The organism is Eggerthella sp. BIOML-A4, assembly GCF_009875575.1.
GTDB lineage: Bacteria > Actinomycetota > Coriobacteriia > Coriobacteriales > Eggerthellaceae > Eggerthella > Eggerthella lenta.
This window is the reverse complement of the sequence record NZ_WWRX01000003.1, coordinates 109,983-133,072: the sequence shown is the minus strand read 5'-3', so window position 1 is coordinate 133,072 and position 23,090 is coordinate 109,983. Positions and strand designations below refer to the sequence as shown.

The following is a 23,090-nucleotide window of genomic DNA, read 5'->3' as shown; positions in this document are numbered from 1 at the left end:
GTTACTTCACCCCCCAAGGGCTCGTGACGGTCTCGAAGCTCTTGCCCGTCGCCGGCTCGGTGATGTGCACCGCGCAGGCCGTGCAGGGGTCGAAGCTGTGCACCGTGCGCAGCGCGTTGATCGGCTTCTCGATGTCGCCCACCGGGTTGCCGATAAGCGCCTGCTCCATCGGGCCGTGCTCGCCGCTCTCGTTGATGGGAGCGAGGTTCCACGTCGTCGGGATGATGATCTGATAACCCTCGATCTTGCCGTCCTTGATGCTCTCGGAGTGGTAGAGCGCGCCGCGCGGAGCCTCCCAGAAGCCCGTGCCGGCGCCGGTGATGGTGGACGGCTCGCGGAAGTACTCGCTGTCGCCGCTCTTCAGCGCCTCGATGAGCTCGGCAACCCAGTCCTTCATGAGGCCGGCGATGTAGAGCGTCTCGATCTGGCGAACGGCGGTGCGGCCGAGCGTCGACTGCGCGACCCCGATCTGCCCGGGAGCGCCGAGCGCTTCCAGAAGGCCGTCAACCTGCTCGACCACGAACGGCACGTTGCGCTTGTACGCGGCCAAGACGCGGGAAAGCCCGCCAGCCTCGTAGGGCTTGCCGTCGTAGGCGGGGCACTTGACCCACGTGTAGCGGTCCTCGACGTTGTACTCGGTGTACTCCGGCTCGGTGACGAAGTACGGCGACGTGTACGTGGCATCGCCCTTGTACCAGGAGCGGCCCATGTACTCGGTGATGAGATTCTCCTGCACGTCGGAGAGGTTGAGCTTGTCGTCGATGACGCCCATGGGCAGGTAGCGGTTCGCCATCTGCTCGGTGTAGCTGGCGTAGTCGCCCGGGCCCTCGAACACGCCCCAAGCCACATAGCGGCCGCAGCCCTTTCCCCAGTTCAACGCATCGATGTAGTACGGCGCGATAGCAAGGGTGTCGGGGATCATGGTCGACTCGACCCAGTCGTAAATCTCATCGGCAAGGGCTTTCAACTCGTCAAGCTTCTGATCGGTGGGCACGAAGGCCGTGCCGCCCGGTACCAGCGTCATGACGTGCGGCATCTTTCCGCCGATGATAGCGGAGATCTGCGAAGCCTTGGCCTGCATCGTCAGCGCCTCAAGGTAGTGAGCCGTGCAGATGAGGTCGAGCTCGGGCGGCAGCTGGTAAGCCGTGCCGTCCTCCGCGTCGAACCAGTTGCCGGAGAAGATGGACAGCTGGCCGTTGTCGGCGAAATTCGCCAGACGCTCCTTGAGCGCGACGAAGTCGCTGTTCATGGAGGTGCCTGCAGCCTGAGCAAGGTCGTAAGCGTCCGCCGGATCGGCCTTGAGGGCGTTCAGCGGGTTCACGTAGTCGAGGGCAGCCAGGTTGTAGAACCACAGGATATGGCTGTGCAGGAACTGCGCGCCTTCCAGCAGGTTGCGGATGATGCGCGCGTTGTTCGAGATCTTGATGCCGTAGGCTTTTTCGGCCGCGATAGCGGACGAGTGGGCGTGGGACACCGGGCACACGCCGCAGATGCGCTGCACGATCTGGGCAGCATCCTCGGGCGTGCGGTTCTCGACGACCATCTCCATGCCGCGGAAGCAGCCGCCGGACACCCAGGCATCGGAAACCTTGCCGTTGGTCACTTCCATCTCGACGCGGAGATGGCCTTCGATACGGGTAATCGGGTCGATGACTGAACGAGTCATAAGGGCTTACCTCCCTTCTTTTTTGTCGTCGTTGTTAAGGTCGGCCTCGTCGTACTTGCCGATGGACTTGTCGGGATGCTTCGCGTCCCAGCCGCGCACCTTCTCGAAGTCGGCGCCGCCGTCCATGCGGCCGGTGATCTTCATGCCGAAACCGTGCACCACGAGGGCCGCGGCAAGAATGCCGGTGATGCCGAGCGCGATAGTGCCGGGCTGAACCATCCAGTCGCCGATGCGCAGGTCGCGATGACGCTTGTAGAACGGGGTGTTGACCTCGACCCAGTTATGGCCGGGATCGTTCGGGTTGGCCTCGCAGCATCCGATGCAGGGAGCGCCGGACTGCACGCACCAGCTGCGACGGTTGTTCCACATGGTCACGCCGCAGTTCGCCTTCGTCTGAGGTCCGCGGCAGCCAAGCGGGTACAGGCAGTATCCCTTGGCCTCTTCCTCGGAGCCGAACTTGTACACGAACTCGCCGTTCTCGAAGTGGCCGCGGCGCTCGCAGTTGTCGTGGATCGTCTGGTCGAAGATGCCGGCAGGCTTGTCCTCGCTGTTGAGCGCGGGAAGCTTCTCAAGGAAGATCACGTCCGCCAGCACGGCCACGAGCCACTCGGGGTTGGCCGGGCAACCGGGAACGTTCACAACCGGCGTGTTGATGCCGGCCTTCTTCAGGAACGCCTGCACGCCGAGCGCGCCCGCCTGGTTGGGATGAGCGCCCATCCAGCCGCCGTTGACCGCGCAGGAACCCAGCGCGACTACGGCGTTGGCTTTCTCGGCAGCCTCGATCAGATGCTCCGTACCGGGCTTGTCGGCGACGCGCAGAGCCTGGCCGCCCCAGCCTTCCAGCACAGCTCCCTCGTACACGAGGATGTAATTGCCGGCCTCGATCGTCTGCTCCTTGGCCTCCTCCATCGACCAGCCGGCTGCCGCCGACAGGGTCTCGGAGTAGTTGAGCGAGATCATGTCCAGCACGATCGAAGCCGCATCCGGCGTCTCGACCTGCGCAAACGACTCGGTACAACCCGTGCACGACGCGCCCTCGATCCAGATAACCGGATACAGCTTGCCCTTCGTTGCGCCGATCACGGATTTCTCGAGGGCCTGCGCCACGCGCGGCGCAGCGAGCTCGGACAATCCGGCCGCGACCGCAACGGCGCCGCAGAGCTTCATGAAGCTGCGGCGGCTGACGCCGCGCGCGGAAAGCATGTTCTGAAACTCTGAAACTGTGGCCTCTGTTTCCATGTGCACACCTCCTCAGGTGCTCTCGTCTTCCAATGCTTGCTGATTCAGTATTTTCCACGACTCCAGAATTAAAACGCACAGCGAGGGCGCGAGCGCAACGTTTGACCCGCAAGTGGCTGAAAAATGTTACGCATCAACATCCACGTAACATGAGTTATACACTTGATTAGCTACTTTATGCATTTTCATGCAGGGTGATACTTTTTTCGCCCCTCTCTATGCATACCGCTAACAGGTGAGAACTCCCGTTGGTTTCTCGTTCACCGCCGTTCATCTTGTCGTGAAGACGGGTATGATAGCACAAGCACGAATAACCGAGAACCCCGATAGAAGGATTGGACCCATGGCTTCAACCGAACCCGTATTCGCCTACCTCGGCCCTGCCGGAACCTACACCGACGAAGCCGCGCGCGCGTTCGCAGCCCGCCTCGGCATCGACGAGCCGAACCTGTTCGAGTGCGCCTCGTTCGACGAAGTGTTCGACTGCGTCGATCGCGGCAAATGTGAGTTCGGCGTGGTGGCGAAGGAGAACTCGCTCGAAGGGTCCGTCACGGCCACGCTGGACAACTTCTCCTTCAAAAGCTCGGCCACCATCCTCGGCGAAGAGGTCATCGACATCCACCACTGCCTCGTCATGCATCCCGACGCGAAGATCGAGGACGTTGCCACGGTGGCCTCGCACGCCCAAGGGCTCGCGCAGTGCCGCCGCTTCCTGAGCGAGCGCCTACCGGGCAGGTCCACCATCACCACATCGTCCACCGCCGAGAGCGCGCGGCTGGTCATGGAGAACCCGCGCGTCGCGGGTATCGCCAACGCGTTCGCGGCCGAGCTGTACGGCGCGCGCGTCGAGGAGCGCGAGATCGAGGATCATTTCGGGAATCAGACGTCGTTCGCGCTCATCGGCCGCCAGGGGCATCCCCCCGTGTTCACCGGCGATCGCTACAAGACCTCGCTCGCGCTGTTCTTGCAGGTGGACCGCGCCGGCACGCTGAACATGATCCTGTCGGAGTTCGCCTACGCGGGCATCAACCTGTCGATGATCCAGTCGCGCCCTACCAAGCAGGCGCTCGGCGACTACATGTTCTTCATCGAGTTCAAGGAGAACGTGAACGACCTTGCCGTGCAGACCGCGCTCAACTGCCTGCGCCTCAAGCTGCGCGAGGTCAAGGTGCTGGGAAGCTACCCTATTATGTAGGGGCCGACCGTCGTCTTGAGCGAGCGCGCCCGGTTGCCATCCCGACCGGAGCGCCGTCTCGTCCGGCTCTCTAGAAGGCTATGATCCCCAGATGCTCCAGCAGGATCTTGAGGCCGATGAGGATGAGGACGATGCCGCCGACGACAGTGGCGGGCTTCTCGTAGCGGGCGCCGAAGCGGTGGCCCACGGCCACGCCGACGATGGACAGGGCGAACGTCGTCACGCCGATCAGCCCCACGGACGTGAGGATGTCCACGCGCAAGAACGCGAACGTGATGCCCACGGCCAACGCGTCGATGCTCGTGGCGACGGCGAGCATCACGAGCTCGCGCAGGTCGAGCTTACCGTCGGCCGGGCAGGACAGCTCCTCGTCGTCCTCATGGAAGGCGTCCCACAGCATTTTCCCGCCGATGAGGGCCAAAAGCACGAAGGCGATCCAATGATCCACCGGCGTGATGAACTGCTCGAACTGCGTGCCCAGCGCCCATCCGACAAGCGGCATGAGCGCCTGGAAGCCGCCGAAGAACAGCGCGACGACCGTCGCCTGGCGCAGGTTGAGCCGCTTCATGCACAGGCCTTTGCATACCGACACGGCGAACGCATCCATCGACAGGCCGATCGCCAGCAACAACAGCTCCACGAATCCCATGGGTTTTCCTCTCGTCCGCTTGCGGCCCCCCCTGGCCGCCCCGCACTCCACGGTTTAGGCATAAAAATACCGGCGTGCGCGCCGGCTGCATGATGAGCGGTGCGACGCGTGCGCCACACCGCGAGTCTTGTCGTTTAAGGTTGCGCCAGCTTCGAGCGGAAGCAGCATGTTGACGCAGCCACCTCGTTCAAGGCCGACTACTCCCCCACGGGATGCGGCATATTCTAACACATGAAAGTCAAGAATCGTATGCAAGAATCATGCAAGAAACGCTATTTCGCGCACAAGAAACTATCGAGGAGCAATGCGTACGCGATTGAATAGGGAGAGTCCGCCCGGCGGCACTCGGTAGGTCGCGCGGCGCGCTGCATAGATTCAGCTCGCTCGACCATGCGCTCCGATCGCGGCGGGAAGCCCGGCGAGATTGGGCGCGAATCAGCCCCCATGACAATCTCGAGACCTGTTTTGCATGCCGTCCGATCAGGATCACGTGCAAAACCCCAGGTGGGTACTATTCAGCGAGCTCTCGTAACCTGATTCCGCCGTCAGGATTGCCATGGGTACCGTTTTGCGTCCAAAGCGCTCGAAAACGCCGCCCTGCAAGAAAAGGATTCGACCGCATGCCATCCCAAGCGCGGACCGGAACCGGAGGAGGGCAAAGAATGCAACCTCCCGCCGCAGCGGGCCCCGTCAGGCGAAGAACGCGCCGCCCTCTCGGCGGAAGAAGCCTTCGGACACGAGGTCGGCCACAATGGACTCGAACGTGGCCGCATCCACGCCGTCGCGCCCGGCGGCGCGCTCGAAGGCGTCCAGGCGCTCGGCCAGCTCGTCGGCGCCGATGCCCGGCTCGGCCAGCACGACGCGCACGAGCTCGGCGCGCTTCTGCCGCCGCGAGCCCTCGAAGGCCGACTGGCGCGCGTAGTGGGCGCTGCGCCGCGAAGGGTTCGCCACGAGCGTCTTGAGGTGCGCGCCGTAATCGAGCAGCGCGTAGTACCAGGCCCGGGCGTCGTCCTCGGGGCAGGTGGACGCCACGAGCGGCGCCAGCTCGCGGTCGGAAACCTTGTCGCGGTCGGGGAACAGCTCGTGCAGGAACACCGTGCGCACGTTCGTCTCGATGTACACGGAGGGGCGGTTGTAGGCGAACGCCATCACGCCCGCCGCCGTGGCCGGACCGATGCCCGGAAGCGTTTCCAGCTCCTCAGCCGTGTCGGGCAGCAGCCCTCCCCGCTCGGCCGAACACGTCTCGGCCGCCCGCTTGAGCGCAAGCGCACGGCGGTTGTACCCCAGCCCCTGCCACTGCGCCAGCACGTCGGCCGTGCCTGCGGCCGCCAGGGAGTCGATGGTGGGAAACAGCGACAGGAAGCGCGTCCAGTGCTTCTCGACGCGAGCCACCTGAGTCTGCTGCAGCATGACCTCGCTCACCAGCACGGCGTACGGGTCGTCGATGTAACGCCAGGGCAGGTCGCGATGCAGCCGAGCGCCCTCGCGGCGCACAAGCTCCACGAACTCGTCGCGCCCGAGCGCCTCGGACGGCCACGCAATCGAGCCGGAACCCGCTATGCGCACGATTCGCACGCGCTCGCGTCGTCGGCGTCGGGAGCCTCCGCGGCAATGCGCGGCGTGGGCGCGGCGCATTGCGCAGCGCAGCGGACGGCGGCCGGAACCGCGTCTGCGTCCTTCGCCTTCGCCATAGCGGCTTCCACCACCGGATGCGACGCCCCCTGCTCGATGAGGTCCTTGAGCGTGATAGCGCCGAAGTAGGCGTTCAGCAGCCGATCGGCTCCCTGCCACAGCTTGTTGTAGGCGCAGTCCTTCTGTTTGTCGCAGTAAGCGGGATCCATCACGCACAGCGAGATGCTCACCGGCCCCTGAACCGCCTCGAGCACTTCCAGCAGGGTCACGGCGGCCGGATCGCAGTTGAGCGCGAGCCCGCCGCGGGCGCCGCGCACCGTCTTGATGAGCCCGCCCTTCACCAGATCGTGCTGGATGCTGCGCGCGAAGGCGTAGGGAATGTCCTCCTGCTCGGCGATGTCGGACACCGACACGTAGGAATCCCCGCTCTTGTAGGCGGCCCTCAGTATCCGGCAGGCGTAGTCGCAGCGGCGCGTGACGTCCATTAGTTTCCCTCTTCCCCGTCGAGCAGGTCTTCCAGATGCTCCAACTCGCGCCTGAAGTCGTTCACGACCGCCTCTTCGAGCGCGCGGTACTCGTCGGAATCGAGCGGCTGGTAAGCCGCCAGCTTGTCGTACAGGTTGTCCGCCGTCACCGGCAGGTAGCGGCGCGCGACGAGGCTGGCCTTGTAAGCCTCCTCGATGGCCTCGCGTGCGGCCATGTACATATCGTAGCGCGGCATCTGCGCTGAATAGCGCACAAGCGATGCACGGTCGATGCCGCGCAGGGACGGATGCTCGCGGGCTATCTCCATCCAGATGTCGTCGCGCTCGGACACCGTGGGAAAGTCGATGTCGATCACCGACAGCGGCTCCAGGAGGTCGAAGAAGAACGGGTCGATCTCCCCCGCCTCGGACGAGGAGGCCAGCACGAACACGTCGGGGTTCTCCACCGCCGAGCGGATGAGGCTGATGGCCTCGCGCGCGCCCCGCGACAGGCTGGCCATGATGAACCCGCCCAGATCGTCGCCGGCCGACTCCACCATGGGCGACATCCACAGATCCAAGTCCTCCAGCATGAGCACGCCAGCGCCCTCGAAGGCGTTGCGCGCCGCGTTGAGCTTCGGCTGGCGGTCGGCCTGCGCCATGACGCACAGCACCGGCATCCCCTGAAGGTTCTCCTCCATGTGCATGCGGATGGCCGGCAGCCCCAGCTCGCCCAGCGTGGCCGCCATGAATCGGTTCGCGTCCTCGCGCGCCGGAGAACGGAACAGCAGCGCGTCGGAGGCCGGCATGCGGTCCAGGCCGTGGCGCGCGTTCAGCAGCTCCACCAGCTCTTGGAAGCGCTCGTCGTGCTGCATGCCCACCCCGAAGTCGCGCATGAGCTTCACGGTCTCGTCGTAGCCCACGAGCTCGCGATACGTTATGTTCTCGAGGGACGACACCACCGCATGAGCGTCCGCGTCGTCGCCGCAAGCCTGGATGGCCTCGGCGAGCGACTTCTGCACCTCGGAGACGGACGGGGCCTTTTCGCCCTCCTCGCCGCCCTCGTCCGCCGCAGCACTCTGAGCGGCCTGCGGCGCAGCCTCGGCGACGCACGCCGAAGACGGCTCGGTGACGTGCTCCACCCGCATGAGGCGCGCGGCATCGAAGCCCAGGAAGTCCTGGGAGATCATGTCGGTCATGTCCTCCAGGTCCTCGCGCGAAAGGCCGTACTCCTCCAGCTTGTCGAGCGCGAGGCTCTGCAGCTGCTCGGCGCAAGCCGCGGCCTCGTCCGAGGACAGGTAGGGCTCGAGGCGCTCGAACGCGTATTCGGCGATGGAGCGCTCCTTGAGCTTGCAGGCCAGCTGCCAGGCCTGCTTCAGGCCCTCGAGCGCCGCTTCGTCGACGGCGGAGCCTTCGCCGTGCTGCGCGCGCTCGAACGCCGCCAGATACAGATGCATGCCGAGGACCGCGTCGCCCGAAGCGCACGCCTGGGAAGCGAGCCGCAGGTACTCGGTCGAGGAATTGCTATGCTCGTCGTTCTGGCTGGGCGAGCTGTTCGCATCGTTCTCAAACATGGACCCAACCTCCTTTTCGATGTGATCGCACGTCGCGAGAAAATGACTATGTCCAGGTCACATTTTACCCAAGAAGAAAGCCCCCGCATAGGTCGAACCGCAAAAACCCCAAAACGTAAGCAACCCGAAGGGTATGAGCGCAAGGCTCTACCAGTCGAGGATCTCCCAGCCCTTTTCGCGCGCGGTGCGGGCGAGCGGCCGATCGGGCGACACGGCGCGAGGATGCTCCGCGGCCGACAGCACGGCGCGGTCGGAATGATGGTCGCCGTACGCGTAGGCGAGCTCCCAGTTGCCCGGCCCGAAACGGCTGTCGCCGAAGCGGCGCACGGCGGCCAGCTTCTCCTCCCCCTCCACCGGCAGACCCTCCACCGCGCGGGTGTAGGTGCCGTCGGTGGCCACGCTCATGCGCGTGGATATCTGGTTGTCGAACGGATGGTGCTCCATGGCGCGCAGGATGATAGGCTCGAACGTGGCCGAGATGACCACCACGGTGTCCCCCGCCTCGGCGTGGGCGCGCATGGCGGCATCCGCCTCGGGCCTGAACAGCGGCGCGATGCGCTCGTCGTAGAACTCGGCGAGGAAGGCGTCCACCTCGGCGGCGGGCTTGCCCTCGAACGCCGTGAACACGAGACCGCGCACAGCCGCCTCGTTCTGCGGCAGGCGCAGCTTGTAGGCGGCCGCCCACAGAAGGATGCGGAAGACGACTCGCTTCTTCAGCATCTTGCGACTCAGAAGGTGGCTGACCAGCAGCACGGGCGAGTTGCCCGCGATGCTGGTGCCGTCGAAGTCGAACACGGCAAGGCGCGCCTTGCTTTCAGGCGCGCCTTGCATCTGCGCTGATGCGCTCTCAGTTCCCGTTGCGGGCATACGTCGCTGTTCCCATTCCCTGAGCGAGGGGGCGAAGACGCGCCCGTATGCGCTAGTCCTCCACCTCGTCAATCGTCTCGGTGAACTGAGAATTATACAACTCCGCGTAGAAACCGCCAAGCGCCAGCAGTTCCTCGTGCGTGCCCTGCTCCACGATGTCGCCGTCGCGGATGACGAGGATGAGATCCGCGCTCTTGATGGTGGACAGGCGATGCGCGATGACGAACGAGGTGCGCCCGGCCATGAGGTTGTCCATAGCCTTCTGGATACGCTCCTCGGTGCGCGTGTCCACCGAGCTGGTGGCCTCGTCGAGGATGAGCATGCGGCGGTCGGCCAGGATGGCGCGCGCGATGGTCAGCAGCTGGCGCTGGCCCTGGCTGATGTTGCTGGCGTCCTCGTTGATCTCGGTGTCGTAGCCCTGCGGCAGCGTCTGGATGAAGTGGTTGACGTAGGCCGCCTTCGCCGCCGCCTCCACCTCCTCGTCGGTGGCGTCCAGCTTGCCGTAGCGGATGTTGTCGCGGATGGTGCCGTGGAACAGCCACGTGTCCTGCAGCACCATGCCGAACAGGCTGCGCAGATCGTCGCGCGCGAAATCGCGGATGTCCGTGCCGCCGATCTTGATGCAGCCCGACTGCACGTCGTAGAAGCGCATGAGCAGCTTGACCATGGTGGTCTTGCCGGCGCCCGTGGGACCGACCAGCGCGACGGTCTGGCCTTCCGACACCTGGGCCGAGAAGTCCTTGATCACCGGCTTCTCCGGATCGTAGCCGAAGCGCACGTGGTCGAACTGCACGTTGCACTCCACGTCGGCGGTACGGGCGGTCGCATGGTCGGGCTCCTCCTCGGGCGCGTCGAGGAACTCGAAGATGCGCTCGGCGGCCGCGGCCATCTGCTGCAGCACGTTGGACACCTGCGTGAGCTGGGTGATGGGCTGCGTGAAGTTCTTCACGTACTGGATGAACGCCTGGATGTCGCCCACCGTGATGATGCCCTGCACGGCCAGGAAGCTGCCGGCGATGGCGACGGCCACGTAGCCCAGGTTGCCGACGAACGTCATGATAGGCTGCATGAGGCCGCTGAAGAACTGCGACTTCCACGCCGACCCGTACAGCTTCGCGTTCGTCTCGTTGAAACGGTCGACCGTGCCGTCCTCGCGGTTGAACGCCTTCACGATGGCGTGACCCGAGAACGTCTCCTCCACGATGCCGTTGATCTTGCCGAGCGTGCGCTGCTGCGCCACGAAGTACTTCTGCGAGCGCTTCACCACCACCATGATGAGCACGATGGAAACCGGAAGAATGACCACGGTGATCAGCGTCATGAGCGGGTTGATGGACAGCATCATGATGAGCACGCCGACGATGGTGGTCACCGACGTGATGAGCTGGGTGACGCCCTGGTTCAGGCTCTGGCCCAGCGTGTCCACGTCGTTCGTGATGCGCGACAGGGTGTCGCCCACGCTCGTGCGCTCGAAGTAGCCCATGGGCATGCGGTCGATCTTGTCGGCGATGGCGCCGCGCAGCTGGTAGCACGTGCGCTGCGAAACCGAGCTCATGATCCAGCCCTGCACGAACGAGCATGCCGCGGACAGCAGGTACAGGCCCAGCGTGAACACGAGGATCCGCGCGATCGCGTCGAAGTCGATGCCGCCCGAGCCGTCGATCTTCGCCACGATGCCGTTGAACAGCTCGGTAGTGGCCGTGGACAGCACCTTCGGCCCCACGATGTTGAAGATGGTGGAGCCCACGGCGAATACGAGCACCACCACGATGGCCGCCTTGAAGCGACCCATGAAGGCGATCAGCTTGGCAAGCGTTCCCTTGAGGTTCTTCGGCTTCTCGCCGGGCATCATGCGCCCGCCGGGACCGTGGCCCATGGGTCCGCGGCGAGGTTCCTGCGCCTGGGCGTTCTCCTGCGCGCTCATGCCGCATCACCTCCGTTCAGCTCGGCTTCCGACAGCTGGGACATCGCGATCTCCCGATACTCCTCGCAGGTTTCCATCAGCTCCTCGTGCGTGCCCTGGCCCACGATGCGGCCGTCGTCCAGCACCACGATGCGGTCGGCATGCAGCACCGTCGAGATGCGCTGCGCCACGATGACCACGGTCTTGCCGCCCAGGCGCGTGTGCAGCTCCTGGCGCAGCGCGGCGTCGGTCTTGTAGTCGAGCGCCGAGAAGCTGTCGTCGAACAGGTAGGCGCGCGCCTCGGTGGCCAGCGCACGGGCGATGGCCAGGCGCTGGCGCTGGCCGCCCGACACGTTCGAGCCGCCTTGCGACACGCGCGTGCCCAGGCCTTCCTCCTTCGAGGCGACGAATTCCGACGCCTGGGCGATGTCGACGGCCTCCCTGATGCGGTCGACGGGCATCCCCTCGTCCGCGTAGGCCACGTTCGACTCGATGGTGCCTGAGAACAGAAACGCCTTCTGCGGCACGTAGCCCAGCTGCTCGCGCAGCGCCTGCTGCGTGACGTCGCGCACATCCACGCCGTCGATGGTGACCGAGCCCTCCGTCACGTCGTAGAAGCGCTCGATGAGCTTGATGACCGTCGACTTGCCCGATCCGGTGGAGCCGATGAGCGCCGTGGTCTTGCCGGGCTCGGCCGTGAAGTCGATGTGCTCGAGCACGCATTCCTTCGAATCGCCGTAGCGGAAGCTGACGTCGTTGAAGGCGATGGTCGCGCCCTCGCCCGAGCGGCGCAGCTCGGCGTCGCGGGCCTTGTCGGCGGCCGGGTCGCAGATGGTGGGCTTTGTTTCCAGCACCTCGTTCACGCGCTGGGCCGCCACGTCGGCGCGCGGCAGCATGATGGAGATCATGCCGATCATGAGGAAGCTCATGATGATGACCATCGCGTAGGTGATGAACGCGATGAGGTCGCCCGTCTGGATGGTGCCGTTGTCGATGTAGCCGCCGCCCACCCATACGATGAGCACCGACACGCCGTTCATGATGAGCATCATCAGGGGCATCATGAACGTCATGACGCGGTTCGTGAACAGCTGCGTCTTCATGAGCTTGGTGGAAGCCTCGTCGAAGCGCTTCTCCTCGTAAGGCTGGCGGTCGAACGCGCGGATGACGGGCAGGCCCGTGAGGATCTCGCGCGACACGAGGTTCACGCGGTCGATGAGGGTCTGCATGATCTGGAACTTGGGCAGCGCCACGCGCATCAGCACCATGATGAGCACGAAGATGACCGCCACGGCCAAGATGATGATCCAGCTCATGGCGAGGTTCGTGCGCGAAACCATGATGATGCCGCCGATGGCGAGGATGGGCGCGTACAGCACCATGCGCAGCAGCATGACGGTGACCATCTGCACCAGCTGGATGTCGTTCGTGCCGCGCGTGATGAGCGAGGCGGCCGAGAAACTTTGCACCTCGGCGTCCGAGAACGACACCACGCGGCGGAACAGCTTCGAGCGCAGCGTGGCGCCCACCTTCGCGGCCGTGCGCGAGGCGATGAAGCCCACGAGCACGGCGGCGACCATGCCGAGGGCGGCAAGCCCCAACATCAGAAGGCCGATGCGCACGAGGTAGCCCATCTGCATGTCGGACAGATTGTAGCCGAGCGACTCGTACTCAGCCTTGGCGGCGGCGATGGCCTGCTGGTCGACGATGGAGTCGCCCATGTCCCCCATATGCTGCTTGGCCTCGTCCAGCATATCGAGGATCTTCTGCTTGTCGATAGCGCCGGCCTCGTAGGCCTGCATCACCTGGTCGAGGTCGAGGTCGGGGATCTGGCTGGAATAATGGATGGCAACCAGCGGCAGGGCCACCATGCGGTCGAGCTCCTCCTGCTCCTTCTTGCCCTGGTCGTTGAGCTTGTACGTGCCGTCGTCCGTCTCGGTGTAAGCGTCGCGGAACGTCTGCTCGTCGTCGACCGGAAGCATCATAGCGATCTCGTCATGGGTCTTGGCCGTCATCTCGTCGGTGGCCGCATGCTCCACGCCGGACTGCTGGATGCCCACATCGACGATATCGGACGTGTAGTGCGGCAGCGCCAGGTCGGTGAACGCCTGCACGACGAGCAGGCACACGATGAGCAGCACGGCCACCTTGCAGTTCTTCAGATAGCGAATTATGCGCACGGCGCCTCATCTCCTTCCGCGCGGCTCTTGCACGTCGCCTCAGGATCCAGCTCGTGGAACTCGACCACTTTGCGCAGGATGCGAACGAGATGCCGCATGTCCTCGATACCCACGTGCTCCATGACCGCGTCCATGTGCTCGTCGCGCAAACGTCTGCCCTCGGCAGCGAAGCGCTCGCCCTCTTCGGTGAGGCTTACCGACACGGCGCGGTAATCGCCGCTTGCGCGGTGCCGCTCGATGAGGCCCTTCTCCTCGAGGGTCTTGAACGTCTGGGACAACGCGCTCGGCGTCGTGTGCGTCAGCTCCGCGACGCGACCCGGCCTGACGTCCTCGCACGTATGCTGAAGAGCGCTGACCGTCATCATCGTGCGCGCCTCGGACGGCGTCACGCCTTCGGGCGTTGGCGGCGTGAACCGCTCGCGCCGTGAGCGCTGCATAAGCTCGTACAGCTCGCGTTTCGTCTCATTGAACGAATCCGTCATCTCATCTTCCTTGCCTTCGATTCCTGTCGTATACAATTTAGTCGCTAAACTTTATCACTACTGTGAAATTTCACACCAAAATGTTTCCCTCATCACAGAACCTGCATGCGAACCCGGCGCACGCTTTCCCAAACTTTTTCAAATTGGGGTATTGCGCGAATCGGCGACACCCGGTAATATATTCCGCGCTGCAAAGCACGGGGTGTTAGCTCAGTTGGTTAGAGCGCCGGCCTGTCACGTCGGAGGTCGCGAGTTCGAGTCTCGTACATCCCGCCATCTGAATGCTAAGAACCCGCTTCGGCGGGTTCTTTTCGTATCGGGGAAATTCGTCATAATAATGATTGCGCAGCGAAGGTTCTTCCGGTAGAATAGCTTTCGCTGCAAAGCACGGGGTGTTAGCTCAGTTGGTTAGAGCGCCGGCCTGTCACGTCGGAGGTCGCGAGTTCGAGTCTCGTACATCCCGCCATCTGAATACAGAAAGCCCGCCGATCGGCGGGCTTTTTTTTTCTTGCTCGAAGCGGGCGCGGAAGATGCGACCCCTCCCCGTCAGCGAGCGGCGCGCTGTTCGGTGCGCATGACCGACAGCACGCGCAACGGCGCGGAGGCTTCGGGGGCTACGGCATCGGCTGCTTCGCAGCACGCGCGCAGCAGCACGTCGGGACGTAGCGAGCCCGTCGGCTTCGATTCCAGCGAGAACGTGGCCACGGCGCCGGACAGCTCCAGCTCCCCCACGAGGAAATCGGCCGTGCACAGCACCTTCTCCTTCTTCTTGCGCACCACCGTAACTTCGTCTGGCACCGGAAAGGTTGCGGGAGGGTGCGACAGCAGCGCGCGGTAGACGGCGATAGGGTACGCCGCCGATGCGGCCGGCGCGTGCGGCTCGATGTAGTCGCACGCCTTCACCATCAGGTCGGGCACGCTTGCGCGCTGCAGAGCCTCAAGCGCCTCGTCGACAGGCACGTAGCGCGTCATCTGCAGGTCTGCCAGCTCGTGCGTGCCGCCCACACCCACGGGCAACGCCGCGCCGAACGCGATCTTCATATGGGGCGAGAAGCCCTGGCTCACTGCGAACGGCAGGCCTGCGCGGCGCACCGCGCGCTCGAGAGCGCGCGCCACTTCGAGATGAGACAGCATCGCCAGGCGTCCCTGCTTGCAGAACGTCATGCGCAGACGGAACAGGTTCGGATCAGGCATGGGTCGCCTCCTTTCCGGCGCCTTCGCGCCGCGCGGGATCCTTCGTCTCGCTTCGCTCTCCCAGGATGACGGAGGAGGCGTCGGCTTCGCCGCTTTGCCCGGGATGGCGAAGGAGCTCGGCTTCGCCGCTTCGTCCATGACGGCACGAGGGCTCGACCGCGTTCGAGCCGGACGCCACGCGGGGCTGGGCCAGCTCGTTGTCCACCCCGAGCGTCGGGCACGCGCCGCAGGCCGAGCAGTTCTCGAACGTGCAGTCGGGCGTCGTGCGGCCCTCGTCGGCCAAGCGGCGCTCGCGCGCCAGCCACCGCGTCGACACGCCGGTGGAAATATGCTCCCACGGCATGACGCGGGTCGTGGGATACGCCGTCTGCGCGATGGCGGCCGGGTCGATGCCCACCTCGTCCGCCGCCTCGCGCCAAGCGGCCTCTGCGAAGCACTCGGTCCACGCGTCGAAGCGCGCGCCTCGGCGCCAGGCGGTCTCCACCCACGCGGCGGCTTCGCGCCCCGCGCGGCTCATCACGGCCTCCACGAAGCTGGTGGCCGGATCATGCCAGTGCACGTCCACGGCGCGGTACTTCACCGAGTTGCGCAGCAGCTGCACGCGCCGCAGCGCCTCCTCGGGCGGGATCTGCCCGTCCCACTGGAACGGCGTCTGCGCCTTCGGCACGAACAGCGCGCACGACACGCTCATGCGCAAGGATCCGCGCTGCTCGGGAGGCGTGGCGGCCTTCATGCGGTCGTAGGCTCGCTGCGCGAGGCTCGCGATGCCCTTGATGTCGTCGTCGGTCTCGGTGGGAAGGCCTATCATGAAGTACAGCTTGCAGCGGCGCCACCCCGCCTTGAACGCGGCGTCCAACGCGCCGAACAGGTCGTCTTCGGTGACGTTCTTGTTGATGACGTCGCGCAGGCGCTGCGTGCCCGCCTCGGGCGCGAACGTGAGGCCGCCCTTCTTCTGGCCGGCCACCAGCTCGGCCATGTCCACGCCGAACGAGTCGAGGCGCTGCGAAGGCACCGAGATGCGCACGCCCTTCCCGTCGCAGGCGCGGTTGATGCGCGTGAGGATAGAGGCGATCTGCGAGTGGTCGGTGGACGACAGCGACGTGAGGCTGACCTCGTCGTAGCCCGTCTCGGCCAGGCCTTGCACCACCGATTCCACCACGTTGTCGGCCGAGCGCTCGCGCACGGGGCGGTACATCATGCCCGCCTGGCAGAAGCGGCAGCCGCGGGCGCACCCGCGCAGGATCTCGACGTTCAGCCGATCGTGCACCACCTCGGTGAACGGCACGATGCACGGCTCCCAGCCAGGGCTTTCCGCGAAGCCCTCGAACAGGCTCTTCTCGATGCGCAGAGGCAGGCCCTCTTCCAAAGGCTCGATCCACGAGCCCGCTTCCTGCGCCTCGTCCTCGGCACGCCAGCGGTACAGCGACGGCACGTACCAGCCCGGCTCGTCGGCCAGCGCGCGCAGGATGTCGGCGCGCGCAGCGCCCTCGGCGCGCAGGCGGCGGACGACGGCCAGGCCGCGCGGCAAGGCCTCCTCCCCTTCGCCGATGCTGAACGCGTCGAAGAACGGCGCGTAGGGCTCGGGGTTGTAGGCGCAGGGGCCGCCCCCCACCACGAGCGGGTCGCTTTCGGCGCGCTCGTCTGCATGCAGCGGGATGCCTGCCAAATCGAGCGTCTCAAGCACGTTCGTAGCCGCCAGCTCGTGCGGCAATGTGATGCCCACGGCGTCGAACTCGGCGAGCGGCGCGCAGCTCTCTATGCTGAACAGCGGGATGCCCTCGGCGCGCAGCGTGTCGCACATGGCGGGCGCAGGAAGAAACGCGCGCTCGGCGGCCATCCCGTCGACGGCGTTCACCACGTTCACGAGGATGCGCAGCGCCTGGTTCGCCTGCCCCAGCTCGTAGGTATCGGGATACACCATGCAGAAGCGGAAGTCCGCTTCGGGCTTGTACACGCAGCCGAACTCGTGGTTGAGGTAGCGCGCGGGGCGCTCCGCAGCGGCGAGCAGCGGCTCCAGACGCGGCCAGAGATCCGTCATCAAACTCGTTTCCCTTCTTCGGTTTGCTTTAGCGGGAGAATCAGCGGACTTTGCCGGAAGCGAAGCGCGTGAGGGCGGCATCGCGCACCCCGCCGGCCGCCTGTGCCGCGCGCCCGGCGCGGTCGCGCACGGCGTCCATGGCCTTCGCCCCGGTCGCCTGCGCCTTCTGCGCAGCGCGCTTCGCGGCGGCCTGCACCACCTTGTCGCGCGCCGCGGCCACGGCGTCGGTGAGCTTGCCCAGCGTGGCTCCGTCCTCGTAGTACTCGATGGCCGCGCGCCCCATGGCGACGGTGCCCGTGTAGCCGATGGCGGCTTTCACGGCCCAGCCGAGCGCGGGTACGAACGCCACCAGCTGGCGCGCCACCGCGCGGCAGGCGAACGCGCCGCCTACGAGGGCCGCAAGCTCCTTCACGCGCTCCATGTTGAGCTCTTCTCCGTACGCGGCGGCAATCATGAGCAGCATCTTCGCTTGGTTGAGCGTCATGACCGGCATGTCGGCGCCCGGAATGATGACCAGCAGGCCCACGCCCGCGTTCTGCAGCGCCGTGGAGTTCACGGCTTCCAGCGACAGGGGCTTGCGCACGAACGGGAACGCCAGCGCGAACGCGAGGCGCTTGTCGTTGCACGCGGCGATCACCCAGCCGCCCATGCGCTCGCTGAGCGAGCCGACGGCGGCGCCGTCGAGAGCGTACGGCTCGTTCGGCGAACCGGCGCCCAGAGCCTGCACGGCCTCGGCGCCGCCCGCAGCGGCATCGGGCACCGGCAGCACAGCCGGCTCGGCCTTGGGGGGCTTGGGGAAGACGAGGTCGCCCTGCGGGATGGGCGCGCCCTGCGCCTTCGCGATGTCGGCCACGAGAGCGGGCAGCGTGGTGACCACCATCACGGGGACGCCCGCCGCGCGAACCTGCGCCGCGTACTCCCCCACCTGCTCGTTCAAACCCGCCACGATGACGGCCATGTCGTCGCCCGAGAACGGCGTGAACGGGCGGCCGTCGAGGTACATGAGCGACACGCGGGCGTGCGGCGACGCGCTGGCGAACGCTTGGCGCACGTGCGCCTGCACGTCGCCCGGCGCGCTGTCGTCGAGGTAGACGCTCACCGACAGCGTCGTGCGACGCGCCTCGTCGATATTGGTGGCTTCGTCGATAACCGCTTTGATGTCAACGGGTAGCTGCATAACCGCCCCTTTTCCTAGCGTTGCTTCTGGATGTTGTGAGTCCATACCGAGCCGATCATGCCGAGCATGATGAAGTTCATCACCATGCCCGTCGCTCCGTAGCTCACGAACGGCAGGGGGATGCCCGTGATGGGCATGAGCCCGCAATCCATGCCGATGTTTTCAAGAATCTGGAACAACCACATGCCGACGACGCACATGACGATGGTCATGCCGAACAGATCGCACGAAGCGACGGCAATGCGAAAGCTTATCAAAACCAGGCCGGCATACAAGGCCAGCAGCGCCATTACACCTAAAAACCCCAGTTCCTCGGCCAGCACGCAGAAGATGAAGTCAGTGGGAGCCTCGGGCAGGATGCCCAGCGTATGCTGCGTTCCCTGGAACAGGCCTTTGCCGAACAGGCCGCCCGACCCGATGGCGATCTGAGCCTGCTTGAGGTTGTAGCTCTCGCCCGTGGGGTCGATGTCGGGATCGAGGAACACGAGCAGGCGGTTGCGCTGATATTGCTTGAGCAGCTTGTACTCGCCGGTGGAGTTGTAGATGATCTGGTCCACGACGAACACGGCGATGACGGCCGCAACGAAGGCCGCGAGGGTGATCAGCAGGTACTTCGGACGCGCACCGCCTACCACGAGGGCGACCGCGCCGATGCATAGGTACACCAGGCCCGTGCCCAGGTCGGGCTGCGTCATGATGCAGGCGAACGGCACCAGCATGAGGCCGAGCGCCTTGACGTACTCGCGCGGGTCGTCCAGCCTGCCGCCGTAGCGCGCCATGATGCTGGCGTCCAGCAGGATGACCGTGATCTTGGCGAACTCGCCCGGCTGGACCTGTATGCCCAGCTTGAGCCACGACTGCGCGCCCATGCCCGCGTCGGTTCCCAGCCCCGGTATGTGGGGCGAGAGGATGAGCGCCACGTTGACGATGAGGAACAGCATGGTGAAGTCCGACAGGCGGCGGTAGTCGAACCTCCAGACCAGCACCATGAACACGATTCCCAACGCGACGCCCGCCAGCTGGTTCGTGAACGAGTAGTCGCGGTCGTTGGCCACGGCCGACATCACGACGACGAGCCCGTACGACACCAGCAGCGCCACCACGAGGATGAACGGGATGTTGAGCCACGGGAAGCGTCGCGCGCGCGTGGCCTGCGCCACGATCTTGTCGGGCGCTTTCACTGAATCGATCTGCGGTAGCTGCGGCATAACGCCTCCTTTCCTCGCCTCGTCTAGTCGGTACGGCCGCCGGACGTCGCGGCGCCCGCGCCTTCGAGGACCTTGCCGGTGGCTCCGGCGATCACGCCCATGCCGGCGCCCGGATCCTCCGCGGACTCGCTGGCAAGCGCAGCCGCCAGAACCTTCGCGCCCAGCGGGGCCGCCACGGCCGAACCGCCGCCGCCGTGCTCGACCACGCAGGCCACCACGTACTGCGGATCGTCCACCGGCGCGTAGCAGGCGAACCATGCGGTGTCGGCCATGTTGGTGTACTCGGCGGTACCCGTCTTGCACGCCACCGTAGCGGGATCGATGCCCTGCTCGTTGAGCAGCTTCGACACGTCGGCGTTGTCGGTCGCCACGCCGTTGAGGGCGTCGCGCATGAACGCGAGGTCGGCTTCGGGAACGTCCAGCTCCCCCGCGGTCTCCACCTTGACCGAGGCGGCCACGTCGCCGCTGGCGTTGCGAACCTCCTTGAGCAAGTGGGGCTTCAGCAGCTTGCCGGTGGCGACGGCGCCGTAGGCGACGGCCACCTGCAAGGGCGTGACGAGAACGTAACCCTGGCCGATGATCATGTTCGTCATGTCGCCGCCCTTCCACACCGCCTCTTCGGGCGTGTTGCGGAAATGCTCCAGTTTCCATTCCGGCGTGGGAATGACGCCCACCGATTCGCCACCGAGATCGATGCCGGTGTAGCGGTCGAAGTGGAACTTCGCGAGGTAGTCCTGAAGGGCGGTCTGGCTGACCTGACCGTCCCGAGCCGCCTCGAAGAAGTCATGGGCGATCTGGTAGAACACGACGTCGCACGACTGCACGATGCCGCCGCGGAGATCGAGCGTGCCGTGGCCCGAGTGCTTCCAGCACATCTGCTCCTGGCCCGTGCCCCAGCCGTCCCACGAGCCGTTGCACGTCCACGTGCGCTTCATGTCGGCGAAGCCGTTGGCCAGCGCCGCGAGGCCCGTGAACGTCTTGTACGTCGAGGCGGCGGGATACGTGCCCGAGATCGCACGGTTGAGCAGGGGCTTCTGAGCTTCCTTGGAATTGTACACGTCGTACACGTCGCTCGACACGGCGCCGATGAATTCGACCGGGTCGAACAGAGGGTAGTTCGCCATGGCCACGATGCCTCCGTCGCGAAGGTCCATGACCACCACCGAGCCCGCCACGCCGCTGCCCGTGCCGATAGTCCCGTTCTCAGGGGCGATGAGCGCGGCCAGCTCGCGGTCGGCCACGTACTGAACCGGCCCCTTGATGGCGAGGTGCACGTCCGAGCCCTTGGTTGGCTGCGTCTCGCTCACCACGCGCACCACGTTGCCGTCGGCATTGGCGACCACCTTGCGCTTGCCGTGTTCGCCCGCCAGCAGATGATCGTACTGCAGCTCGATGCCCGACGCGCCCATGTCGTCGCCCAGCTCCACCTCGCGGCCTTCGCCGACGGTTTTCAGACCCTCTTCGGTGACGGGGCCCGTGTACCCTACCACGTGGGCGGCGAGCGCGCCGTAGGGGTAGTCGCGCACGTATCGCTCCTCGATCTTGACCTTAGGGAACGCGTCGGAGTGCTCGGTGATGAAGGCGACGTCGCGAAGCCGCACGTCGCTTGCCACGACGCGCTGGCTCTGCGCGCCGGCCGTCGCATCCTGGATGCGCTGGCGCACCACGTTGTACGGCACGCCGAGCACCGCGGACAGGCGCTGCACCACGTCGCGGTCGTTGGCCACCTCCGCATCGGCCACCACGGTCAGCGACACGCGGTTCTTCACGAGCGGAACGCCGTTGACGTCGCAGATGTAGCCGCGCGGCGCGGGCGTGGAGACGGTGGCGTACTGGTTGTCGTCCGCTTTGCTGCGATACGCCTCGGACGACAGCACCTGCATAGTCCACAGCTTCGCCGTCAGCGTGCCGAAGATGCCCGCCGCCAGCACGCCCATGGCGACGAACCGCGACTTGAGGTTGTCGGCCGGGTTGGACGCCGGACGCTGCGCCGAGCCCGGGTGCGCCTGCATGGATCCGTTGACGCGACCGCCCGCGTTTCCGAGGCTCGATTTCACGCCCACCGAGCTGATTGAGCGAACGTCCTTCTTCACGCTCACGTTCGACGACTTCGCGTTGTTGCGCACGACGAACACGACGGATACCACGATGACGGCCACGACCAGCGTGGCGACGGCGGCGATGATGGCGGCGATCACGGCAAACGCCCCCTATCGCAGCCGGGGCGTGCGCGGTCCGCGGTCCTGAGCGCCGCTGGCAAGCAGACGAGCGATGATCGGATACAGCACGAAACCCACGACGCAGTCGTACAGCGTGCACGGCAGCGCACGGTACAGGAACGCGTCAACGGGGCTTGCCGACAGGCCCAGCCCGATGAGCAGCGCGCCGTACAGCATCTCGGCGGCGAACGTCGCGACGACGAAAATGGTCACCGGCATGAACAGCGTGTCGTTGTCGAGCACCGAGAACGCGCGCGATGCGATGAACGACACGATAACGAACAAGAACGCGTAGCCGCCGACGGGGCCCGAGCCCAAAAGGTCGCAGACGAGCCCCAGCGCAAACGGCAGCACGGAGCCGGCGTCGAGCGGGCGCGCGATAGCGACTACCAGCACGTAGGCCAGAAGGAAGTTCGGCTGCGCCGAGAACAGCGCGATGTTGGGGGCTACGACGATTTGCAGCAGCAAGGCGACGACCGCGCCTACGGCGATGACGACGCCTTCGCGTCCCAGGTTCACGATGCATCGCCTCCTTCGTTACCGTCGGCCTCGCCTACGGCGCCCACGCCGAACACCACAAGCACTTCTTCGAGGGCGCCCGTCGTGTCGTTCGGCGATACGATCACGCGCCTCGTGGACTCGCCCTGGCGGGTATCCACCTTCACGACGGTGCCGATGATGAGGCCGGGCGCGTAGCTGCCGCCCAGACCCGACGTGACCACCACGTCGCCAGGATTGACCACCGCGTCGGCATCGAGGTTCTCCAAATACAGCAGGCCTTCGAGAGACCCGCGCACGACGCCCTCCGCACGGCTCGACTCCACGCGCGCCGCGGCGCCGGAATCGGGGTCGGTGAGCAGGCGCACCTCGGCGGTATGCTCGCCCGCGCTGTACACCTGGCCGACAACGCCGGAAGTGCCCATGACCGTAAGGCCGGTCTCCACCCCGTCGGCCGTGCCCTTATCGATGGTGACCGCCTGGCTCCACGCCTGGTCGGGATTGCCGATGACGCGTGCTCCCACACCGTCGATCTTGTAGAGGTCCTTGAGATCGAGCAGTTTCTGGAGACGTTGAGCCTCCTGCTTGTACTCATCGGCCTGGCTCAGCAGCTCGCGCAGCTCGGCGTTGCTCTCGCGCAGACCCGAGAGCGTGCTCTCGTCGGCCGTGAGGTTGCCGAAACCCTCGGCGGCATCGTTCACGCCCGCGCTTGCAGCCGCGCCGACGAACTTCAAAGGCGCGACCGCGCCGGACACGCCGCTCTGGACCGCGTGCAGCGGGCCGTCCTGGCCTTCGCGCGAGTACAACGTGACCAGCGCAAGCGAGGCTACGAGAAATGCGACGAGCAGAACTCGGCGCAGAAACACCGAGCTTCTCTGTTGGAAATTAAGCGCCATCGATAAGCC

18 protein-coding genes and 2 tRNA genes are annotated in these 23,090 nt (G+C 65.6%); 3 read left to right on the top strand and 17 right to left on the bottom strand.

The genetic code is table 11. The features are described 5' to 3' along the window. Position 1: 1 nt before the first annotated feature. On the bottom strand, positions 2-1,666 hold the full coding sequence (locus GT613_RS03575) for a nickel-dependent hydrogenase large subunit (protein ID WP_009304598.1): 1,665 nt from the start codon (positions 1,664-1,666) through the stop codon (positions 2-4). Positions 1,667-1,672: 6 nt separating this feature from the next. Then, positions 1,673-2,905: a hydrogenase small subunit gene (locus GT613_RS03570; protein ID WP_009304599.1), complete on the bottom strand. Its 1,233-nt coding sequence runs from the start codon at positions 2,903-2,905 to the stop codon at positions 1,673-1,675. A 343-nt stretch (positions 2,906-3,248) separates the two neighbouring features. Here GT613_RS03570 and pheA point away from each other — a divergent pair, with 343 nt between their 5' ends. After that, on the top strand, positions 3,249-4,100 hold the full coding sequence (gene pheA / locus GT613_RS03565) for a prephenate dehydratase (protein ID WP_009304600.1): 852 nt from the start codon (positions 3,249-3,251) through the stop codon (positions 4,098-4,100). Between the two features lie 70 nt (positions 4,101-4,170). Here pheA and GT613_RS03560 read toward each other — a convergent pair whose 3' ends face one another. From GT613_RS03560 to GT613_RS03525, 8 genes are all read right to left on the bottom strand, one after another. Further along, positions 4,171-4,749 carry a manganese efflux pump MntP family protein gene (locus GT613_RS03560; RefSeq protein ID WP_009608315.1) on the bottom strand — a complete coding sequence of 193 codons (579 nt, stop codon included), beginning with the start codon at positions 4,747-4,749 and terminating at the stop codon, positions 4,171-4,173. A 690-nt stretch (positions 4,750-5,439) separates the two neighbouring features. Continuing rightward, positions 5,440-6,315 carry an adenine glycosylase gene (locus GT613_RS03555; RefSeq protein ID WP_035576930.1) on the bottom strand — a complete coding sequence of 292 codons (876 nt, stop codon included), beginning with the start codon at positions 6,313-6,315 and terminating at the stop codon, positions 5,440-5,442. Next, on the bottom strand, positions 6,306-6,866 hold the full coding sequence (locus GT613_RS03550) for an Rrf2 family transcriptional regulator (protein WP_009608300.1): 561 nt from the start codon (positions 6,864-6,866) through the stop codon (positions 6,306-6,308). Before GT613_RS03550 ends, GT613_RS03555 begins: the two co-directional genes overlap by 10 nt. Next, positions 6,866-8,419: a hypothetical protein gene (locus tag GT613_RS03545; RefSeq protein ID WP_009608318.1), complete on the bottom strand. Its 1,554-nt coding sequence runs from the start codon at positions 8,417-8,419 to the stop codon at positions 6,866-6,868. The genes GT613_RS03550 and GT613_RS03545 overlap by 1 nt, the downstream gene beginning before the upstream one ends. A gap of 147 nt (positions 8,420-8,566) precedes the next feature. Continuing rightward, positions 8,567-9,286 carry an HAD family phosphatase gene (locus tag GT613_RS03540; RefSeq protein WP_009304605.1) on the bottom strand — a complete coding sequence of 240 codons (720 nt, stop codon included), beginning with the start codon at positions 9,284-9,286 and terminating at the stop codon, positions 8,567-8,569. 52 nt (positions 9,287-9,338) lie between these two features. Continuing rightward, positions 9,339-11,210, bottom strand: coding sequence for an ABC transporter ATP-binding protein (locus tag GT613_RS03535; RefSeq protein WP_009304606.1), 1,872 nt, complete (start codon positions 11,208-11,210; stop codon positions 9,339-9,341). Then, a complete protein-coding gene (locus GT613_RS03530; RefSeq protein WP_009304607.1) occupies positions 11,207-13,369 on the bottom strand; it encodes an ABC transporter ATP-binding protein in 2,163 nt (720 codons plus the stop codon). The genes GT613_RS03535 and GT613_RS03530 overlap by 4 nt, the downstream gene beginning before the upstream one ends. Then, positions 13,360-13,851 (bottom strand): MarR family winged helix-turn-helix transcriptional regulator, encoded by a 492-nt coding sequence (locus tag GT613_RS03525; protein ID WP_009304608.1) that lies wholly within the window; start codon positions 13,849-13,851, stop codon positions 13,360-13,362. The genes GT613_RS03530 and GT613_RS03525 overlap by 10 nt, the downstream gene beginning before the upstream one ends. A gap of 199 nt (positions 13,852-14,050) precedes the next feature. On the opposite strand from GT613_RS03525, the gene GT613_RS03520 reads away from it, so the two are divergent. Both GT613_RS03520 and GT613_RS03515 read left to right on the top strand, forming a co-directional pair. Beyond that, positions 14,051-14,127, top strand: a tRNA-Asp gene (locus GT613_RS03520). A 113-nt stretch (positions 14,128-14,240) separates the two neighbouring features. After that, positions 14,241-14,317, top strand: a tRNA-Asp gene (locus GT613_RS03515). Between the two features lie 80 nt (positions 14,318-14,397). On the opposite strand, the gene GT613_RS03510 is transcribed toward GT613_RS03515, so the two are convergent. Genes GT613_RS03510 through mreC form a run of 7 tightly spaced genes read right to left on the bottom strand, consistent with a single transcriptional unit; the run spans position 14,398 to position 23,081 of the window. Further along, positions 14,398-15,045: a TIGR03936 family radical SAM-associated protein gene (locus GT613_RS03510; RefSeq protein ID WP_009608313.1), complete on the bottom strand. Its 648-nt coding sequence runs from the start codon at positions 15,043-15,045 to the stop codon at positions 14,398-14,400. Further along, on the bottom strand, positions 15,038-17,083 hold the full coding sequence (locus GT613_RS03505; protein ID WP_009608377.1) for a TIGR03960 family B12-binding radical SAM protein: 2,046 nt from the start codon (positions 17,081-17,083) through the stop codon (positions 15,038-15,040). Before GT613_RS03505 ends, GT613_RS03510 begins: the two co-directional genes overlap by 8 nt. A gap of 40 nt (positions 17,084-17,123) precedes the next feature. Then, a complete protein-coding gene (locus GT613_RS03500) occupies positions 17,124-18,260 on the bottom strand; it encodes a YcjF family protein (RefSeq protein WP_114556748.1) in 1,137 nt (378 codons plus the stop codon). A 14-nt stretch (positions 18,261-18,274) separates the two neighbouring features. Continuing rightward, complete coding sequence (locus GT613_RS03495; RefSeq protein WP_009608344.1) at positions 18,275-19,468, bottom strand: FtsW/RodA/SpoVE family cell cycle protein; 1,194 nt, start codon at positions 19,466-19,468, stop codon at positions 18,275-18,277. Positions 19,469-19,491: 23 nt separating this feature from the next. Continuing rightward, a complete protein-coding gene (gene mrdA / locus GT613_RS03490) occupies positions 19,492-21,666 on the bottom strand; it encodes a penicillin-binding protein 2 (RefSeq protein WP_021410123.1) in 2,175 nt (724 codons plus the stop codon). 12 nt (positions 21,667-21,678) lie between these two features. Next, complete coding sequence (gene mreD, locus GT613_RS03485) at positions 21,679-22,206, bottom strand: rod shape-determining protein MreD (protein ID WP_021410129.1); 528 nt, start codon at positions 22,204-22,206, stop codon at positions 21,679-21,681. Next, positions 22,203-23,081: a rod shape-determining protein MreC gene (gene mreC / locus GT613_RS03480; RefSeq protein ID WP_114532322.1), complete on the bottom strand. Its 879-nt coding sequence runs from the start codon at positions 23,079-23,081 to the stop codon at positions 22,203-22,205. Before mreC ends, mreD begins: the two co-directional genes overlap by 4 nt. Positions 23,082-23,090 lie beyond the last annotated feature (9 nt).

Coding starts and splice junctions, on each gene's coding strand:
- GT613_RS03560 (WP_009608315.1), bottom strand. CDS start 4,749: ATGGGATTCGTGGAGCTGTTGTTGCTGGCGATCGGCCTGTCGATGGAT.
- GT613_RS03545 (WP_009608318.1), bottom strand. CDS start 8,419: ATGTTTGAGAACGATGCGAACAGCTCGCCCAGCCAGAACGACGAGCAT.
- GT613_RS03550 (WP_009608300.1), bottom strand. CDS start 6,866: ATGGACGTCACGCGCCGCTGCGACTACGCCTGCCGGATACTGAGGGCC.
- GT613_RS03510 (WP_009608313.1), bottom strand. CDS start 15,045: ATGCCTGATCCGAACCTGTTCCGTCTGCGCATGACGTTCTGCAAGCAG.
- GT613_RS03500 (WP_114556748.1), bottom strand. CDS start 18,260: ATGCAGCTACCCGTTGACATCAAAGCGGTTATCGACGAAGCCACCAAT.
- GT613_RS03540 (WP_009304605.1), bottom strand. CDS start 9,286: ATGCCCGCAACGGGAACTGAGAGCGCATCAGCGCAGATGCAAGGCGCG.
- GT613_RS03525 (WP_009304608.1), bottom strand. CDS start 13,851: ATGACGGATTCGTTCAATGAGACGAAACGCGAGCTGTACGAGCTTATG.
- GT613_RS03495 (WP_009608344.1), bottom strand. CDS start 19,468: ATGCCGCAGCTACCGCAGATCGATTCAGTGAAAGCGCCCGACAAGATC.
- GT613_RS03505 (WP_009608377.1), bottom strand. CDS start 17,083: ATGACGGATCTCTGGCCGCGTCTGGAGCCGCTGCTCGCCGCTGCGGAG.
- mreC (WP_114532322.1), bottom strand. CDS start 23,081: ATGGCGCTTAATTTCCAACAGAGAAGCTCGGTGTTTCTGCGCCGAGTT.
- GT613_RS03570 (WP_009304599.1), bottom strand. CDS start 2,905: ATGGAAACAGAGGCCACAGTTTCAGAGTTTCAGAACATGCTTTCCGCG.
- GT613_RS03535 (WP_009304606.1), bottom strand. CDS start 11,210: ATGAGCGCGCAGGAGAACGCCCAGGCGCAGGAACCTCGCCGCGGACCC.
- pheA (WP_009304600.1), top strand. CDS start 3,249: ATGGCTTCAACCGAACCCGTATTCGCCTACCTCGGCCCTGCCGGAACC.
- GT613_RS03575 (WP_009304598.1), bottom strand. CDS start 1,666: ATGACTCGTTCAGTCATCGACCCGATTACCCGTATCGAAGGCCATCTC.